The 18,129-nt window shown below is 56.8% G+C and carries 14 protein-coding genes, 2 pseudogenes and 1 other annotated feature; of the genes and pseudogenes, 10 read left to right on the forward strand and 6 right to left on the reverse strand.

Features of this window, described 5'->3' with window-relative positions:
• Positions 1 to 79 precede the first annotated feature (79 nt).
• From J2J98_RS26495 to J2J98_RS26510, 4 genes are all read left to right on the forward strand, one after another.
• Complete coding sequence (locus tag J2J98_RS26495; protein ID WP_207603938.1) at positions 80 to 1,489, forward strand: CapA family protein; 1,410 nt, start codon at positions 80 to 82, stop codon at positions 1,487 to 1,489.
• A 229-nt stretch (positions 1,490 to 1,718) separates the two neighbouring features.
• The gene (locus tag J2J98_RS26500) at positions 1,719 to 3,092 is read left to right on the forward strand and encodes an ISNCY family transposase (RefSeq protein ID WP_207601025.1); all 1,374 of its coding nucleotides are present in this window, start codon (positions 1,719 to 1,721) and stop codon (positions 3,090 to 3,092) included.
• Positions 3,093 to 3,381: 289 nt separating this feature from the next.
• Positions 3,382 to 4,383, forward strand: coding sequence for an IS30 family transposase (locus J2J98_RS26505; protein ID WP_207603939.1), 1,002 nt, complete (start codon positions 3,382 to 3,384; stop codon positions 4,381 to 4,383).
• Positions 4,384 to 4,510: 127 nt separating this feature from the next.
• Positions 4,511 to 5,884 carry an ISNCY family transposase gene (locus J2J98_RS26510; RefSeq protein ID WP_207603940.1) on the forward strand — a complete coding sequence of 458 codons (1,374 nt, stop codon included), beginning with the start codon at positions 4,511 to 4,513 and terminating at the stop codon, positions 5,882 to 5,884.
• A 347-nt stretch (positions 5,885 to 6,231) separates the two neighbouring features.
• Here J2J98_RS26510 and J2J98_RS26515 read toward each other — a convergent pair.
• The 4 genes and pseudogenes from J2J98_RS26515 to J2J98_RS26530 all read right to left on the reverse strand — a co-directional run.
• A pseudogene (locus J2J98_RS26515) lies at positions 6,232 to 6,444 on the reverse strand (ectoine synthase); the annotation flags it as partial.
• Between the two features lie 6 nt (positions 6,445 to 6,450).
• Positions 6,451 to 7,269, reverse strand: a complete 819-nt coding sequence (locus J2J98_RS26520) for an IS5 family transposase (RefSeq protein WP_207603941.1) — start codon at positions 7,267 to 7,269, stop codon at positions 6,451 to 6,453.
• Between the two features lie 90 nt (positions 7,270 to 7,359).
• Positions 7,360 to 7,554, reverse strand: a pseudogene (locus J2J98_RS26525) (ectoine synthase); the annotation flags it as partial.
• A gap of 46 nt (positions 7,555 to 7,600) precedes the next feature.
• Complete coding sequence (locus J2J98_RS26530) at positions 7,601 to 7,870, reverse strand: phosphopantetheine-binding protein (RefSeq protein ID WP_207603943.1); 270 nt, start codon at positions 7,868 to 7,870, stop codon at positions 7,601 to 7,603.
• Between the two features lie 236 nt (positions 7,871 to 8,106).
• Between J2J98_RS26530 and J2J98_RS26535 the strand changes: the two genes are divergently transcribed.
• Positions 8,107 to 9,335, forward strand: a protein-coding gene (locus tag J2J98_RS26535) for an IS3 family transposase (protein ID WP_207600998.1) whose coding sequence is annotated in 2 segments (ribosomal slippage) — positions 8,107 to 8,401 and positions 8,401 to 9,335 — 1,230 coding nt in all. Because the reading frame shifts where the segments join, the coding sequence is not laid out codon by codon here.
• Positions 8,388 to 8,504, forward strand: a sequence feature (AL1L pseudoknot). Its footprint overlaps the gene before it by 117 nt.
• A 1-nt stretch (position 9,336) precedes the next feature.
• On the opposite strand, the gene J2J98_RS26540 is transcribed toward J2J98_RS26535, so the two are convergent.
• Both J2J98_RS26540 and J2J98_RS26545 read right to left on the reverse strand, forming a co-directional pair.
• The gene (locus J2J98_RS26540) at positions 9,337 to 9,699 is read right to left on the reverse strand and encodes a GNAT family N-acetyltransferase (protein ID WP_207603944.1); all 363 of its coding nucleotides are present in this window, start codon (positions 9,697 to 9,699) and stop codon (positions 9,337 to 9,339) included.
• A 182-nt stretch (positions 9,700 to 9,881) separates the two neighbouring features.
• A complete protein-coding gene (locus tag J2J98_RS26545) occupies positions 9,882 to 11,135 on the reverse strand; it encodes an MFS transporter (RefSeq protein ID WP_207603945.1) in 1,254 nt (417 codons plus the stop codon).
• Between the two features lie 99 nt (positions 11,136 to 11,234).
• Between J2J98_RS26545 and J2J98_RS26550 the strand changes: the two genes are divergently transcribed.
• From J2J98_RS26550 to J2J98_RS26570, 5 genes are all read left to right on the forward strand, one after another.
• A protein-coding gene (locus tag J2J98_RS26550) for an IS3 family transposase (RefSeq protein WP_207603909.1) occupies positions 11,235 to 12,454 on the forward strand; the annotation gives its coding sequence in 2 pieces (ribosomal slippage) (positions 11,235 to 11,574 and positions 11,574 to 12,454; 1,221 coding nt in all).
• 116 nt (positions 12,455 to 12,570) lie between these two features.
• The gene (gcvA, locus tag J2J98_RS26555) at positions 12,571 to 13,548 is read left to right on the forward strand and encodes a transcriptional regulator GcvA (RefSeq protein WP_207603946.1); all 978 of its coding nucleotides are present in this window, start codon (positions 12,571 to 12,573) and stop codon (positions 13,546 to 13,548) included.
• Between the two features lie 332 nt (positions 13,549 to 13,880).
• Positions 13,881 to 15,524, forward strand: coding sequence for an MFS transporter (locus J2J98_RS26560; RefSeq protein ID WP_207603947.1), 1,644 nt, complete (start codon positions 13,881 to 13,883; stop codon positions 15,522 to 15,524).
• A gap of 359 nt (positions 15,525 to 15,883) precedes the next feature.
• Positions 15,884 to 16,429 carry a UPF0262 family protein gene (locus J2J98_RS26565; protein ID WP_207603948.1) on the forward strand — a complete coding sequence of 182 codons (546 nt, stop codon included), beginning with the start codon at positions 15,884 to 15,886 and terminating at the stop codon, positions 16,427 to 16,429.
• 27 nt (positions 16,430 to 16,456) lie between these two features.
• Positions 16,457 to 18,085 carry an MFS transporter gene (locus J2J98_RS26570; RefSeq protein WP_207603949.1) on the forward strand — a complete coding sequence of 543 codons (1,629 nt, stop codon included), beginning with the start codon at positions 16,457 to 16,459 and terminating at the stop codon, positions 18,083 to 18,085.
• The last annotated feature ends 44 nt before the right edge of the window (positions 18,086 to 18,129 follow it).

Here is an 18,129-nt window from a genome sequence, read left to right on the forward strand (position 1 = left end):
CCGGCGGCAGATCCCGTCATCCAAAAACAGAGCTGGCTGGGCCAATAGACCTCAGAAGCTAATATGGGAGTCATGAATTATGGCTAATGAGAGCCCCGAGCGGGAAATCGAAAGTGAGTTCGCCGAGCAAGTGGGTTCATACGACATTATCGGTTCGCTCGACACCAATGTTGCAGACGGATTTACTCTGGTAGCCGTCGGCGACCTAATCGTAACACGAGCTCTGACCAAGGGAAATCATGCCGGCTTTCGTAACGTAGTCGAGACCCTGCGGGGAGCGGACGTTACTTTCGGCAATATGGAAACCAATATCTTTGATGTCCGCTCGTTTAAGGGGAGCCCGCAGGGGGAACACGGCGGTGCCTATCATGTTAGCCTTCCGGAACTCGGTCCCGACTTAAAGGCGATGGGTTTCAATCTGGTAAGCTACGCCAACAATCACACATTCGAATGGGGTGCCGAGGGAATGCGCGAGACTTGCCGGGCTCTCGACGAAACTGGGATCGTCTACGCCGGTGTTGGGGAAAACCTCTCTCAGGCCAGCGCTGCCCGCTTTTTGGAAACGCCCCGTGGGAGAGTCTCTCTAGTATCGTTTGCATCCACGTTTACACCGATGTCGCGTGCTTGCGATCCGGCCGGTCAGGCGCCGGGTAGGCCAGGTCTTAACGCACTCCGACTGCGTGAGGAGATCATCGTCTGCCAGCCGATGATAGAAAATTTGAGGCAAGTACGGAATGCTTTGCCGTATTACAATCCCGAACTTGACGATCATTGCGTCACGATTGCAGGCGCCAGGTTCAAGATGGGCAACAAGGTAGGCTACAGCTATCTTCCGGACCCGGTCGATGTCGCCCGAATTCTCCGCGATGTACGCCAGGGCAAGCAGTTCTCAGATTTTTGTATCGTCACCAATCATGGGCACGAGCCGGGAAATTGGTCTCAGCAGACCCCCGATTATGAGCAAGCCTTCGCGCGCAATATGATCGATGCCGGAGCGGACGCGTATATCGTGCACGGACCACACCAGCTTCGCGGCATCGAAATCTACAAAGGCCGCCCGATTTTCTACAGCATCGGTAACTTTATTATGGACGACCTTCGCACCCCAGTAGGCGCAGACATGTATGCTGAATATGGACGAGACCCACGAGAGCATACCGATGGCGAAGTCACCCTCAGCGAGATGTCGAGAGGCTATTCAACTGACCCAGGTTTCGACGATCCGATTTTCTACGAAAGCGTGATAGCCAAGAGCTTGTATAACGAAAATCGGCTTGCAGAAATCCGCCTATTTCCGATTGATTTGGGCCACTCCAAGAGGTTTGCCAATCGAGGCGTTCCAAGCCCCGCCGATCTTTTAAAGGCGAGGCTGATTCTCGAGCGCTTGCAGAGACTGTCAGAGCCGTTTGGAACAAAGATAGCCATCGAAAACGGGGTTGGCGTCGTGCGACCCGATTTGCCTGTGCCCAACCAGAATGATGCGAAGTAGTGGAACAAATTCAAACTGTGAGGAGGGTTCCAGATAAAGGCGTGCTGGCTGAGCTGCGCCGAGGGTGAAATTGCTGTTGCAAGAGCATCGCGCCAATTCGGCCATCTACCAGGCAGTTCCATAAGGTATGTTATGCGATATGTTATTGTAGCCGCAAAGTTAAAGTGTCCTGTTTCTGCAAAGTAAGAATGTCACTCTCCCCGGGTTTTGATGACCTGGGAGATTGCGGATGGGACTGATAGCGATGAGCGAGCGTGATGTGCAGCGGATCGAGATTTTGTCGAAGGTGATTGCCGGCCGCATGACGCTGGTGTCGGCGGCACATGTGCTTGATCTGAGCACACGTCAGGTGCGTCGTCTGCTGGAGCGGATCAAGACTGACGGCGCAGCGTCGATCCGGCACAAGGCGATCGGCCGGCCGTCGAACAACCGGATCAGTGATGGTGTGCGCGATTACGCGGTGACGCTGGTTCGCGAAGGCTATGCAGACTTCGGCCCGACGCTGGCGGCCGAGAAGCTTGCCGAGCGAGATGGATTGCGTGTGTCGCGCGAGACGTTGCGCAGCTGGATGGTTGATGCCGGGCTGTGGCTGTCGCGCAAGCAGCGCCGAACGTTTCATCAGCCGCGGTTGCGGCGCGAAGCCTGTGGCGAGCTGGTGCAGATCGACGGCTCCGAGCACCGCTGGTTTGAGGGCCGCGGTGATCCGTGTTCGCTGCTGGTGTTCGTCGACGATGCGACCGGCAGATTGATGCAGTTGCGCTTTGTCCGCTCGGAAAGCGCCTTCAGCTATTTCGAGGCATTGGCGCTCTATCTGAAGGCGCATGGTGCTCCGGTTGCCTTCTATTCCGACAAGCATTCGGTGTTCCGGGTGGCGAAGAAGGACGCCAGAGGCGGCCAGGGCATGACCCAGTTCGGGCGTGCACTCTCGGAACTAAATATCGAGATTCTTTGCGCAAATTCGAGTCAGGCCAAAGGCCGTGTCGAGCGGATGAACCGGACGCTGCAGGATCGGTTGGTCAAGGAACTGCGACTGGCCGGTATCGACACCATGGAGGCGGGCAACGCGTTTCTGCCTGGCTTCATGGCGGATTACAATGCGCGGTTTGCGATTGCCCCTGCCCGGTGCGATGACCTGCATCGGCCAATGAATCTGGCGCCGGATCGATTGCAAGAGATCCTGTGCAAGCGCGAGCAGCGCTATGTGGGATCGCAGCTGACGTTTTCGTTTGAACGCAAGCGGATCATGCTGGAGGAGACTGAGGTGACGCGCGGTCTGGCCGGTCGCTATGTTGAGACCTACGCCTATGCCGATGGCCGCCTGGATGTGCGCTGGAAGGGGCACTCCCTGCCCTACAAGACCTTCGACAAGGACCAGCGGGTGACGCATGCGGCGATTATCGAGAACAAGCGATTGGGGGATGTTCTGGCCTATATCAAGGAGCGCCAGGAGCAGCAGTCGAAGCCGGCTGTGAAGACCAACAGCGAGAAGAACGGCTATGTGCGACGTGCTCACGGACCGGGACGGCGGAAGGATTTCATGAACGATCCGGCGGTCCTTGCGCGGCGCCAGAAGGCACTGTCGCGGCTTGATGCTGCGGAGTGAATGGTCGATTGAAGAGACTCAAAGCTAAAGCCGAAGAGGTGTGCTTCACCCGCCCCCTCCTTCCCTTGCAACCCGGCCCAGCCGGTCCGGTCGGGGGCTTGCCTCAGTGCAAGTGGAGATGTCGAGTGTCGCATTTCTAAATGGCTGAAGACGCCCCAAAGTGACATTTCTACTTTGCGCAACAGCGGACATTTCAACCTAGCCGCCACAGTTATTGTAAGGGGGGTACATTCTATTTCCAAGTGCGACATGCTTATAAAAACAATGGCTTCGCCTTGGAGATATATGCATGTCCCTTTGCTATTCGCAGCTCACCCTGCCTGATCGCAAGCGTCTTTTTCATCTTAGAGAACGCAAGGTTTCCGTCTCGGAGATTGCCCGCCAACTCGGTCGTCATCGTTCGACGATCTATCGCGAGCTTAAACGCAATACGTTCCAGGATCACGAATTTCCGGAATACAGCGGCTATTACAGCGGTATCGCCAACGACATGAGCAAGGAGCGCCGACGACGGCTGCGCAAACTCAGACGCCATCCGCATCTGCGCGATCTCGTCATCGACCGGCTGAAGGCGCATTGGTCACCTGAGCAGATCGCTGGCCGGCTTCTCGCCGATGGCGTCAGTCCTGTGCGCATTTGCCCGGAAACGATTTATCGTTTCATCTATTGCAAGGAAGATTATCCGCTCGGGCTGTATCAGCACCCGCCGGAACGACGGCGCAGGCGTCGGCGCCGCGGCGCACGCAAACCGCGCGACGGCTTAATCCCGCTCGACTACAGAATCTCCCAACGACCTGATTTTATTGATGATCGATCACAGTTCGGGCATTGGGAGGGCGATCTCCTGATCTTCCGGCGTGAACTCGGAGAGACCAACGTCACCTCTCTCGTCGAGCGCAAGAGCCGCTATACGGTGATGATCAAGAACCGCAGCCGTCACTCGCGACCGATCATGGACAAGATCATCCATGCCTTCTCACCATTGCCGTCTTTTGCACGCCGAAGCTTCACCTTTGATCGCGGCACGGAGTTCTCCGCTTTCAGGGCTTTGGAAGATGGGATCGGCGCCAGGAGCTGGTTCTGCGATCCCAATTCGCCTTGGCAGAAAGGCGCTGTCGAGAACACCAACAAGCGCATTCGACGCTTCATGCCTGGCGATACGGATCTGTCCAACGTCGCTCAGAAGCAACTTGTCGACCTCGCCCATCACCTGAATTCGCTGCCAAGAAAGTGCTTGGGCTACAAAACACCGGCCGAGGTCTTCATGGCGCATTTGCGTGAATGCGGCTGATCCCCTACCCTTCAAACGCCCATGTTGCACTTGGTGTAGATTCTCCACCGCAAAGTTAAAGTGTCCTGTTTCTGCAAAGTTGGAATGTCACACTCCCCGCGTCTGAACGACGTCTGGGAGATTGCGGATGGGATTGATAGCGATGAGCGAGCGCGATCTGCAGCGGATCGAGATTTTGTCGAAAGTCGTCGCCGGCCGCATGACGTTGGTGTCGGCGGCGCATGTGCTTGATCTGAGCGAGCGCCAGGTGCGTCGGCTGCTGGAGCGGATCCGCACTGGTGGTGCGGCGTCGATCCGGCACAAGGCGATCGGCCGGCCGTCGAACAACCGGATCAGCGACGGTGTTCGGGATTATGCGGTGACGCTGGTTCGCGAACGCTATGCGGACTTCGGGCCGACGCTAGCGGCCGAGAAGCTTGCCGAGCGCGATGGATTGCGGGTGTCGCGCGAGACGTTGCGCAGCTGGATGACGGAGGCCGGACTTTGGCTGTCGCGCAAGCAGCGCCGGACGTTTCATCAGCCGCGGCTACGGCGCGAAGCCTATGGCGAGCTGGTGCAGATCGACGGATCCGAACATCGCTGGTTTGAAGATCGCGGACCGCCGTGCTCGCTCTTGGTGTTTGTCGATGATGCGACGGGCAGATTGATGCAGTTGCGCTTTGTACGATCGGAGAGCACGTTCACCTATTTCGACGCACTCGAACTTTACTTGAAGGAGCATGGCGCTCCGATCGCCTTTTATTCCGACAAGCATACGGTGTTCCGGGTGGCGAAGAAGGACGCCAAGGGTGGCCAGGGCATGACCCAGTTCGGCCGTGCACTAGCGGAACTAAGTATCGAGATTCTTTGCGCAAATTCGAGTCAGGCCAAGGGTCGTGTGGAGCGGATGAACCGGACGCTGCAGGATCGGCTGGTCAAGGAATTACGACTGGCTCAGATCTGCGACATGGAGACGGGCAACGCGTTTTTGCCTGGCTTCATGGACGACTACAATGCCCGGTTTGCGATTGTCCCTGCCCGGTCCGATGACTTGCACCGGCCGATGAATCTGGCGCCGGAACGGCTGGGCGAGATTCTGTGCAAACGCGAGCAGCGTTATGTCGGATCGCAGTTGACGGTTTCGTTCGAGCGCAAGCGGATCATGCTGGAGGAGACCGAGGTGACGCGCGGATTGGCGGGTCGCTATGTCGAGACCTATGCCTATGCGGATGGTCGATTGGATGTGCGGTGGAAGGGGTATTCCCTGCCCTACAGGACGTTCGACAAGGACCAGCGGGTGACGCATGCGGCGATCACCGAGAACAAGCGGCTCGGCGATGTCCTGGCTTACATCAAGGAGCGCCAGGAGCAGCAGACGAAGCCGGATGTGAAGACCAACAGCGAGAAGAATGGCTACAAACCGCGGGGCCGCAAGCCGGGTCGAAAGACGGATTTCATGAACGATCCGGTGGTGATTGCGCGGCGTGAGAAGGCACTGTTGCGGCTCGACGCTGCAGAGTGAGGCGTCTCAAAGCTAAAGCCGAGAGGTGTTCCTCAGCCGCCCCCGCTCCTCCCTTGCAGCCCGGCCCAGCCGCTCGGATCGGTGGCTAATCCGAAGCGCAAGTGTCGCGTTTCTAACTGGCTGACAGCGTCGCGCATCTAACCAGCTTTGACAGTTATTGTGGGGGGGGTGCATTCTATTTCCAAGTGCGACATGCCTCAGCGCCTTCACTTTGCAGATTTTAGCAATGTCTCAATGCTAACCGCAGATCGCCCTCGCCGGTCGGCGACGCCTGCATCATCTGGTGGCGCGGTTGCCGACAGTATTACCAAGGCTTTCGAAGATGAAGTGGTTACCTTCGGCAGGTCTCACTTCGCTGCTTCTTGGTCCGGCGCATAAGCACCGTCGGCATCGTGGTCTTCTCGGCCGGTAAGGGGAGGATTAAACACACATATCGCGCGAAACTTGGTTTTCGGTCGCAAGGTGTGGCGATCATGTTGGTCAAGCAGATACATATCACCAACGCGGATGGTGTGAACTTCGCCGGTTTCCCGATTGGTAAGCTCGCATTCACCCTCAGAGTCTATTCAAGAAAGGGGATATCGAGCGAGCCTTCTGGTCATGAGCTTGATCATTGCGGTTTGGATGAAGGCGAGGCTTGTGGCTGAGAAGCGCTCGAAATCCTTTGCCATTCGGCGGTTTATGCCGAGCCAAGCCAGCGTTCGTTCGACGATCCATCGCTTCGGCAGCACCTGGAAACCGGCTTGATTGCGTTTGATAATCTCCATCGGTCGCGGGCTTGTCTCTTCGACCGTTGGGCCCTGATAGCCGCCATCGCCGCAGATTTTTTCGATGAATGGAAAGCGGTTGGCCAGCTTGTCGAAGACAAGTGCCGCTCCGTCGCGATCCTGAATGCTCGCCGAGTGGACCTCTGCTTTCAGAAGCATGCCCAGGGTATCGACCAGAATGTGCCGCTTGCGACCCTTGATCTTTTTGCCCGCGTCATAGCCGATATCAGAACGGGCGTCCGGGCCTGTCTTCACCGACTGACTATCGATGATGGCAAATGATGGCTGCTCTTCGCGCCCCTCAAGCTGCCGCGTTCGGCAATAGAGCGCGTCATGAATACGACGCCACGTCCCGTCCCGGCAGAACCGCTTGAAATAATGATAGACCGTACTCTTCGGTGGAAAATCATGCGGTAGCAATGCCCATTGGCAGCCCGACTGCAGCAGATAAAAAATCGCGTCCATCACCGCCCGAAGGGACGTCTTGCGTCTGCGGCCAAGTCGGGGCTGCCTTGGCATGAAGGGGTCGATCAAGCTCCACTCACGGTCAGTCAGATCGCTTGCGTAGCGCATGCGGCTTCTGTCATGATGACGCCGGGTGAAGGGTGTCCAGGCCATTCGATGTCTCCGTATTTGTCGCAAAATACAAAGAATCTGATTGCCGCCCTTCACTCAACCCCGCGCCCGGCCGCCATTCTTGAACAGACACTCAACACACAATACAGCCTCAACATGATGCTTGTACCAGAGATCCGTTACTGTCCCTGGATACACCGTCGTCTCGTGCAGGGAAAATCCCGCCCTATCGTCGGCGAGGATCAAACGTTTGCTCCGCCAGGTGCCGAGCGCACCCGCAACGTCCCGTTCGGTATCGGTGATTCCATCGAGCGAGCGAATAATCATCGGGGTCTATCTCCTGTGTTGGTTTTTCCGATATTGCGACGATTGGCTAAGCCGCGGCTGCAGTCATTACGAGAAAGTCCGTGTAACCACCGACAGTCTCGAAATCTTTGACATCAAGTTCTTCAGGATCCACGCTGAATCCAAGCATCTCCTCCAGTTCGATGAGCGTCTCAAGCATGCTCATGGAGTCCAGCTGGAATTTCTCAAATAAAACGATGTTGTCGGTAAGCGGCGGAATTTCTTCCTCAAGGACCGCGTGTAATGCTTTTCGGAGGGCGTCACGGGCTTCGTCTTTAGAAAGAACTTTCTTAAGCATAGGGTATCTCCACGCTAGTGTTTTGGGGCACCTGCGCCACACCTTCTTCCAGCAGGCGCATGAGCGCCCTCCTGTCAAACTTGTTGTTTGCAGTTCTGGGTATTTCGGAAATTGGCCAAACCCTCTCTGGAACCTTATACGGCTCAAGTCGGGTTCTGAGTTGTCAACCGGGCAGATGCTGACTGAACCGCGCCGGGTTTGCCGGAGGCTCCAACTTCTGAGAAAGTGGAGCCGATATGAGCAAGACAACGAACAAGTTTTCACCGGAAGTCCGCGCCCGAGCCGTGCGGATGGTTTTGGATCACGAAGGCGAGCATTCCTCGCGATGGGCGGCGGTGTCCTCAATCGCCGCCAAGATCGGCTGCACTGCGCAGACGCTCAATGAGTGGGTGAAGAAGGCCGAAGTGGACAATGGTTCCCGGCCTGGGCTCCCAAGCGACGTCGCCGAGAGGATGAAGGCGCTGGAGCGAGAGAACCGTGAGCTTCGGCAGGCCAACGAGATTTTGCGCAAGGCGTCAGCATATTTCGCGATGGCGGAGCTCGACCGCCCATTGAAGCGATGATCTCGTTCATCGACGAACACCGCGCAGTGTTCGGGGTCGAGCCGATCTGCAGGCTGCTGCCGATTGCCCCATCAACCTACTACGAGAACGTGGCCAAGCGTGTGGATGTGGATCGTCTATCGATCCGCGCCCGCAGGGATATAAGCCTGAAGATCGAGATACGTCGTGTCTTCGAGCAGAACTACCGCGTCTATGGCGTTCGGAAGGTCTGGCGGCAGTTGAAGCGAGAAGGCTTCGATGTCGCCCGCTGCACCGTCACTCGGCTTATGAGGTCGATGAGCCTGCAAGGTATCATTCGGGGAAAGCCGATCCGCACGACGTTCCCCGACAGAACGGCTCCGAGCCCACTGGACCGCGTGAACCGACAGTTCAAGGCTCCTGCGCCCAACAGGCTGTGGGTTTCAGATTTCACCTATGTCGCTACCTGGCAAGGCTTCGTTTACGTGGCCTTCGTGATCGACGCTTTCGCTCGGCGCATCGTCGGTTGGCGCGTAAGCCGAACGGCACATGCCGGGTTTGTCCTCGATGCTCTCGAACAGGCACTTCATGATCGGCGTCCCGTTCATGGCGGCGGCCTCGTGCATCACTCGGACAGGGGCGTTCAATACGTGTCGATCAGGTATTCGGAGCGGCTGGCGGAGGCAGGGATCGAGCCTTCCGTCGGAAGTGTGGGCGACAGCTACGACAATGCGCTCGCCGAAACGATCAACGGTCTCTACAAGGCCGAGGTCATCCATCGGCGCGGACCATGGCGGAGCTTCGAAGCGGTGGAGTTCGCCACACTGGAATGGGTCGACTGGTTCAACCATCGAAGGCTTCTGGAACCCATCGGAAACATGCCGCCAGCCGAAGCTGAAGAGCAATATTACGCCATGCTAGACGAACCAGCCATGGCCGCATAACTTAAACGCAATAGCCTCCGGCAAACCCGGCGCGGTTCAGCGTCTCATCGTGATGTTCTGCGTCCTTGCTCGAGAGAAATTCGGAGGAATAGAGGAGTTCTTCAGTGAGATGGCCGCCCAATCGCTTGCAAAGGGTCTTCATCACCAATCGGATCGGCTTGTTGTCTTTATCGACAGAGGCCTCTACAAAACGTGCACCATGTGAGACCTCTCGTTTGACCGCAAATTCAAGCAATTCGAGGCCCAGCGCCGCAATTCCATGGCGAGGTTTTGTGGCTGTCTGCCATAAGAAGTATGAATCCGGCCTCTCCGGGGAGCGAAACGCCGTGAGAAACGCAATCACTTCATCATCGCGGAGAGCCACTGCAGATTGTCAAGAGAAGTGTGTGCACCAGAGAGCATACGTGTAGTTGCTATTCTTATCCAGATGAGTAGTGCCTTGAACGAGGCTGGCAATTTCTTTGGCATGCGCGAGCTTGGGACTTTCGAAACGAACATCGTTCATGGCTTTAATTCCCAGAGTGAGAGTACGATAGGATGATACGATCAGCTGGTCGCGATCACGTTCCGCGCTTTGTACTTACTTGCGAAGACGATACCGGTAGCTATCAGGCAGAGAACACCAGAGGCGTACCAGAGAGGGTTGTAGCTGCCGTGCTCGAGCCATAGGATGCTCCCGTAATAGGCCATGGCGCCAGCGCCAATCTGATGGAACGCGTTCACCCATCCGAAAACTGCTGGACCGTCGTCATTGTAAACGCGGTTGCAAATGGCAATAACCGGGGGAACGGTGGCAACATCCATGATGCCAAAAACAATGGCGAAGGTTATAATCTCCGCACCAAAGTCTCCCGTAAGGACGAACGGCAGAGAAAGGAGCGTGAGTGCCCTGACAGCAAACGCTACTGCCAGGATAATTTGAACACTAACTCGGTCAGTGAGCCATCCAGATATTGTCGTTCCCAATACGTTGAAAACGCCTACGAGGAGTAAGACCGAAGAGGCTGCTGTAACAGTCAACCCGCAGATACTGGCGGCAAGAGTAAAGTGGCTCCACATGATGCCGTTGGTCGTGGCGCCGCAAATCATAAACAGAGCAGCGAGAACCCAAAAAATCCAGGTCTTTGCGGCGCCCGACAATCCGCTGAACAGAGCCGGGCCGATTGGGCCACAATATCGGGCGTTGGGGGCTTCAGCATGGCCACGAAGAAGAAATACATTTGCAAGAATTGCCAGTGCCGCAATGCCAGCCGAGCCGATGAGCGGTGCACGCCAGCCAAAAATGCTCATGACCTCGGACCAAAACGGAAGGAGAGCAAACTGCCCAAATACGCTTGAGGCAACTAGGCAACCTGAAATTGCTCCTTGCTGGCGTGGAAACCAGATGCTGACGATGAGGCTACCATATGCCATCGTCAGGCATCCCGTCCCAATGCCAATGATGATGCCCCATGCAAAATTAAACATAAGCGGATTTGGGACTAGAGCCATACCGCTTCCAGTGACAAGCATAAGGAGCGCGATGTTTGCCACCTTAGCAATACCGAAGCGACGCATCGCGTAGATCGCAAATGGAGCCGTTAACCCATACAGGATCATATTGAGCGCAATTCCCGGCGAAATGGATGATACGCTCCACCCTAGCTGCTTTACGAAATTGGTCGTTAGCAGCCCTGCAAGAGTTGTATAGGAGCCGGCCGAGACAATGCTGGTAATCCCCGCTATCAATATGCCCAGTTGCCCTCCACAAGTGGAGACATTGTTATCGACAGGTGGATGTGTTGGGTGAATGCAGGACATTGAGGATTGATCCGGGCTCGACGTAGCATACTGTAGTGGCCCCCTAAATCCCCGGACACGATCTCCCACTTGTTAAGTGTTAGGAGTAATGTGCCCATTATGACCAGTCACATACCTAAGATAGAAGTGCTGTCCGGCCCGGAGCGCCGCCGTCGCTGGTCGACAGCGGAAAAGCTCGCGATAGTCCAGGAGACCTACGAGCCTGACGTCACGGTCAGCATCGTTGCCCGACGGCATGGCATTCAGCCGAACCAGTTGTTCGCCTGGCGCAAACTAGCGGCGCAGGGTGCGCTGACGGCGACGGCATCACAGGAAGAGGTCGTCCCGGCATCCGAATACAGGGCACTTCAAAACCAGGTGAAAGAGCTGCAGCGCCTCCTCGGCAAAAAGACGATGGAAGGCGAAATCCTCAAGGAAGCGCTTGAGATAGCATCAGGGTCAAAAAAACACCTGTTGCGCTCGCTCTCGTTGCCGAAGGACGGTTCGCGATGACGGCGGTGTGCGAAACCCTGGGTGTCGCCCGATCCAACATCGCCGAACGTGTGAAGCAACGCCCTTCAAAATCCCGAGGGCGGCCGCCGCTCGCCGATCAGGAACTGCTGGATGAGATCAAGACGATCATCGACGACATGCCGACCTACGGATATCGGCGGGTTCACGCGATCCTTTGCCGTAAAGCCCGCAGCGAAAACCGCACATGGCCAAATGCCAAACGCGTCTACCGGGTGATGAAGGTTCACGGCATGCTTCTTCAGCGCCACACCGGTGCAATTGACACCCGTCGCCACGATGGCCGCGTCGCCGTCGAGCAATCCAATCTGCGTTGGTGTTCAGACGGCTTCGAAATCGGCTGCGACAACAAGGAGAAGGTCCGCGTTGCCTTCGCTCTCGACTGCTGTGATCGCGAGGCCATTGCCCATGTCGCGACAACCGAGGGCATTAAGAGCGAGGACGTCCAGGACCTTGTCATCACCGCCGTTGAGAACCGCTTCGGTCTCATCAACACCCTTCCAAAGCCAATCGAATGGCTGACTGACAACGGCTCCTGCTTCATCGCAAAGGACACCAGATCGCTGCTCATCGATATCGGCATGGAGCCGTGTTCAACGCCCGTTCGCAGCCCTCAGTCCAACGGAATGGCCGAGGCCTTCGTCAAAACCTTTAAGCGCGATTACGTCTCGGTGAACCCCTTACCGGACGCTATAACCGTCATCGCGCAACTGCCCTCATGGTTCGAACACTACAATACCCTTCACCCGCATAAGGCATTGGGGTATCGCTCGCCTCGTGAGTTCTTAAACCGTCAAACAGAAACCTGATCCTGTCCGGTTTTTAAGGGGCAACTCCACATACTTCGTTCATAAATTCGTTGGCTCCTGAATGCTATTTGGAGTAGAGCGATTCACAAACGATATTAACTAAAGCGAGGCTAAGCGTGCCTAACGTATCGAAAGCTCCGCGCGGCATTCCCCCCTTAAACTGGCTTCGCGCCTTTGAAACTGTTTCGCGGCATATGAGCTTCAAAAAGGCAGCCGAAGAACTCAACGTGACACCTGCGGCAATCAGCCAGCAGGTGCGCCAACTCGAAGATTATTTTGAGATAAGGTTGTTCGATCGTAACCCGCGAGCGCTTGCGTTGACGAGAGTTGGAGAACTTGCAGTGCCGTTATTGGCGGCAGGAATGAACAACATTTCTGGCGCGTGTGATGCAATGCAGAACGCACGGCCCAAAGATTATATTGTGGTTACGGCACCGCCTTCGTTCAGCATGAAATGGCTAGTTCCTCGACTGGAGGATTTTAGGCAGGCGCACCCGGAAGTCGAAGTGAGAATAGACGCGCGCGATGATTTAGTGGATTTAAAAAAAGGCTCGGCCGATGTAGGGATCCGTTACGGCACTGGCAAATATTCTGACCTGCAGGTTGAAAAGCTTTTCCAAGACGTTTATTTCCCGGTTTCTAGCGCGAAACTTTTTCAAACGAACGGACGAGCGCTTAAGCTGGCTGATCTGAAGCATCATCGTTTGTTGCATGTGGATTGGCCCGCGCTGGCATCAGCTGCTCCCAATTGGCAAATGTGGTTAAAAGCGGCGAATATCTCGCACCCTGATGCTTTTCAAGGTCATAGGTTTCCAAGCGAGATGATGGCATTAGATGCCGCTATCTCTGGATTCGGTATCGCCTTGGTTAGCAGCAAAATTGCTGCAATTGACATAGAGGCCGGTCGGTTGGTTAGGCTATTCTCAGATCAGGCCCCTATCCAAACGGGGTTTCAATACTATTTCGTTCGACTAAATGACACAAAGCCCCGTAAGGAAGTGGCAACGTTTTGCAATTGGCTGCGTGCAAATAGCGCCGCCGAAAATCGATTTCCTTTAAACCGTAACATTAGCCGCACTTTGCCTCACGAATAAGCTAGCACAGCTCCCACGGTAGGCGCCGAAGTTTAGGCTGCTCGAAAGCTCAACCCTTTGGCGTTAATTCAATGGAGCGACGCTTCACGCTCGCGTCGACTGATCAGAGACGGTAGCGAGGCGCTAGCGCTCCTGATCAATATCGCTATCAAGGCCGGATGATCAGCGCCGCGATGGGCCAGGAAAGAGCCGTGGCTGCTATCGTGCCTTTTCGAGCCTTTAACGCAGCGTTCCTGCAGCGACACGCTCAAAACGGCGAAATCCGCCCTGCGGTGACGGGTACTCTGTTGCGTCCCAGGGACATTTTAGGAGTCTGAAAGAGACACGACGAAATGCAGCATGCCGATCCCCAATCCGGTGTTTCGACCACCTTGGCTCCTCTCCGGAATCCCGCATTTCGCGCGATCTGGACGGCCTCGCAAATATCCAGTCTCGGATGGCTCGTGCAAACCGTGGCCATCAGTTGGCTGATGGTGACCATTTCGGCGTCCGACCTGATGGTCGCCCTGGTGCAGGCTGCCTCGACATTGCCGGTATTTTTCCTGTCGATCCTCGCCGGCGCCATTGCCGACAATTTTAGCCGCCGATGGGTGATGTTTGCAGGACACTGCCTGTTGGCGCTGGCGTCAACGACGCTGGTGATTTCTGTGGGACTGGGATTTATCAGTCCCTGGCTCATCCTCGGACTGGGGTTCCTCGCCGGCTGCGGGTTCGCTTTGAATGATCCTGCCTGGCACGCTTCCATTGGCGATATCCTGCACAAGCGCGACATTCCGGCCGCGGTGACGCTGACGTCTGTCGGATACAACATCGTGCGCAGCGTTGGTCCGGCCTTGGGCGGCGTAATCCTGGCTTTCTTCGGACCGCTCACCGCTTTCGCCATAGCCGCGCTGTGCGATCTGACGCCGCTTGGTGCCATCTGGCGCACCAAATGGCACGTGCGCGCTTCGCCTCTCCCCCGTGAAAGAATGTCCACGGCGATCCACGACGGTCTGCGCTTCACGGCAATGTCCTTCGAGATCAGATCAGCGGTCGTCCGGGCGACTCTGTTCGGCTTGGCCAGTATCTCTATCCTTGCACTGCTGCCTCTCGTCGTCCGCGACCGTTTGCAAAGCGGGCCGATCGTCTACGGTATTCTGTTGGCCGGCTTTGGCGGCGGGGCTTTCGCCGCCGGCATGTGCAACAGCTTCCTCCGGCGGATCATGTCTCAAAACAAGCTGGTGGCGGTCGCCTCTGTTGCCTGTGCGGCATGCTGCCTTTCCCTTGCTCTGACATCGTCAGTCGCCGTGGCGGCTTTGGCGCTGGCACTCGGGGGTGCCGGATGGCTGATTACGTGGACTGGCATCGACGTCGCGGTGCAGCTGGCCAGTCCAAGATGGGTTGTCGGCCGCACGCTCTCGATCTATTACGCCTTGAGTGCCGGCGGCATGGCGGCTGGCAGCTGGGTCTGGGGAACCGTCGCCCAGAACTACTCCTTGACCTGGGCTCTGGAGGGCGCGTCAGGAGCTCTGCTGCTGGTCGCGGCAACGGGACTACTGTTCCCCGTGCGTCCATGGGAAGAAGCGGACCAGGAGAGTTCGGATTTCCATCCGCCCGACTTGGCACTCGATCTGAAGCCCAGAAGTGGTCCGATCGGCGTCAAAATCGAGTATTCCATATCCGAAGAGAACATTGAGGCGTTTCTGGGTTGCATGCGCGCAAGACGGCATGTTCAAAGCCGGGCCGGTGCCCGAAACTGGACGCTGCAGCGCAACCTGCAAACGCCGTCAGTTTGGACGGAGACATTCCGCACGCCAACCTGGATGGATTTTCTTCGCCTCAACCATCGGCTTACGGCCGCGGACAAGGACCTCGGCGAGCAGCTCCAGGCCCTGCATGATGGAGAGCGTCCGCCGCAAACGGTGCTTTCGGTCGAGCGTACGACAGAGGCCGCCAGGACCCGGCCCATCGAAGTCGTTTCGCGGCTTCTGAGATGATGACGACATGATCCCATCAAAGAATGAACAGGTGTGTTTGCAATGGGCTTCCTTCCCCGGCAGTCTGGCGGACATCACTTCGACCAAAGCCAAATCAAATTCGCCTGCTTCAGCTCCTGACCTGCAATTGGCACTACTCCGTGCCACGCAGGTCCACTCGGCTGCCGTTGATCCTTCTTCAGCGGCTGCCGCTTTTTCTCGGTGCGTTCAGGCAGCTCAACCAAATGTTCTTTCCCGTCCGCCTCCCAAGGCAACGTGGCTGTCGTCGGACCTGTTTCGACGGCAGCCACATCTCACTGTATTGCCGGACGGTTTCGCGAAGTGGCGAAGGCAAACGATGTACCGAAGCGGAGCCTGCTATGACGACCGCGACCACCTCTTCGTCCAGCTTTCGACTTTGTGCGGTTTCTCTCGACGGGTCGTTCGGAAGGCAGACGGACAAAGACCATAAGCGCGAACAGGCAGTCGCGATTTTTGACCTCCTGGACAACAATAGCTTTGCACCCGTTGGTCACGACGGTGGACCCTATCGGCTGTGCCTAGCAGTGGCCGACAGGCGGCTGGTCATGACCGTCACCACCGAGACCGGGGCGCCAGTCCTTTGTCACCATTTGTTGCTCACCTCGTTCCGCCGGCTTCTTAGGGATTACAGCCTTGTCTGCGACAGTTACTCGGATGCAATGGTCGGCTCGGTGCCCCACAGGCTCGAGGCCATCGACATGGGACGCCGGGCCATTCACAACGAAGCATCCGAGCTGCTCAGAGAACGCCTCAGATCCAGGATCGATGTCGATCTGGAGACCGCCCGTCGGCTGTTCACCCTTCTCCATATCCTGATTGAGCCGGACGCTCCCTGTCGGCGCATTGAACACGAACCGAAGCCATATTGCAGTCCCGGAAGCTGAACGAATAGAGCATGAGATGACCGGCAGATGACCAGCACAGCCACCGAACATACCAGCCTGTTTGCGCCCCTTGAGAATCGCACCTTTCGATCAATCTTCCTCGGATCTCAGCTTTCGAGCCTCGGCTGGCTGATGCAGACGGTAGCGCTTGGCTGGCTGATGGCCACGGTTTCAACCTCGGACGTGATGGTTGCCCTCGTTCAGGCTTCGTCGACCTTGCCAGCGTTCTTTCTGGCCGTCTTCGTCGGAGCGATTGCCGATAACTACAGCCGCCGCATGGTCATGATTGTCGGCCGGAGCCTGATGATGGCTGCTGCAGCGATGCTGACGATCATCATGGCGTTTGGCATTACTGATCCTTGGCTGATCCTCGCGTTCAGTTTTCTGGACGGCTGCGGCATCGCTTTGAGCGATCCCGCGTGGCGAGCCTCGCTCGGAGATATTTTGGAACGTCGCCATCTGCCGGCTGCCGTCACTCTCCTCAATGTCGGGTTCAATACGGTTCGCAGCGTCGGTCCCGCTCTTGGGGGAATAATCGTTGCCGCTTTTGGTCCGCTTGTGACATTTGCACTCACCACGCTCAGCTTTATCGCTCCCCTCACCGCTTTGTGGCGTAACAACTGGAAGGTCCAACGCTCGACTCTGCCGCGCGAAGCACTTAGGACGGCGATCTACGACGGTCTGCGCTTTACGGCCATATCCTCGGAAATCAAGTCAACGATTGTGCGCGGGACGCTGTTCGGGTTCGCAGCCACTTCCACCTTGGCATTGCTGCCGCTTGTTGCACGCGATGTCGTGAAGGGCGGACCGATCGGCTACGGCATCATGATGGGCGGTTTTGGCGCCGGCGCGCTTCTAGCCGGGCTGATCAATCCCAAACTTCGCAGACTGCTCACGCAGGAATGGATGGTGGTGCTCGCCTGTATTGGCTGTGCTGTCTGCGAGATATCCCTTTCATTCACGTCTTCGCTCGCCGTTGCAACGTTTTGCCTTGCCTTTGGCGGCGCCGGCTGGGTAACGGCATGGTCCGGGCTTGGCGTCAATGTGCAACTGGCAAGTCCGCGCTGGATCGTTGGCCGCACAATATCGATCTACAGCGCCTTTACCTATGGCGGCATCGCTGCTGGGAGTTGGTTTTGGGGCACGATCGTTCAAAACCACTCGCTGCCGATGGCGCTCGGTTGGTCCGGTGTTGCGACCCTCTTGGTCGCAGCACTTGGGCTCAAACTGCCGATCAGCAATCGTTCTGAATCGGAACTGGAACCCTCAGGCAGCTTTAGCGCACCTGAGGTCGCGCTCGATCTGAAGCCAAGAAGCGGCCCCATCCTCGTCACGACGGAATATGTGATCGCTGACGAGAACGTGGACCGGTTCCTCGAGATCATGCAGAAGCGAAGATACGCCCAAAGCCGAGTGGGCGCACGGCAATGGACGCTGACCCGCGATGTGCAGGAGCCGTTACGCTGGTTGGAAACATTTCGAACGCCAACCTGGACGGATTATCATCGACTGCACCATCGCCTGACGCAGGCGGATAAGGAACTGGATAATCAAGTTTTCGATCTAAGCAGTTGCCCCCCGCGAACGAGCATTCTTGTCGAGCGAACCACTGCAGGCAAATCATCACCGCCGGTGCCTTATGTTTCGCAGAAATAACCGGCTGCGGTTCGCCGTTGATCGAGGCACAAAGCCTAAGCGAG

This window comes from Rhizobium bangladeshense, assembly GCF_017357245.1.
In the GTDB taxonomy this organism is placed as follows: domain Bacteria; phylum Pseudomonadota; class Alphaproteobacteria; order Rhizobiales; family Rhizobiaceae; genus Rhizobium; species Rhizobium bangladeshense.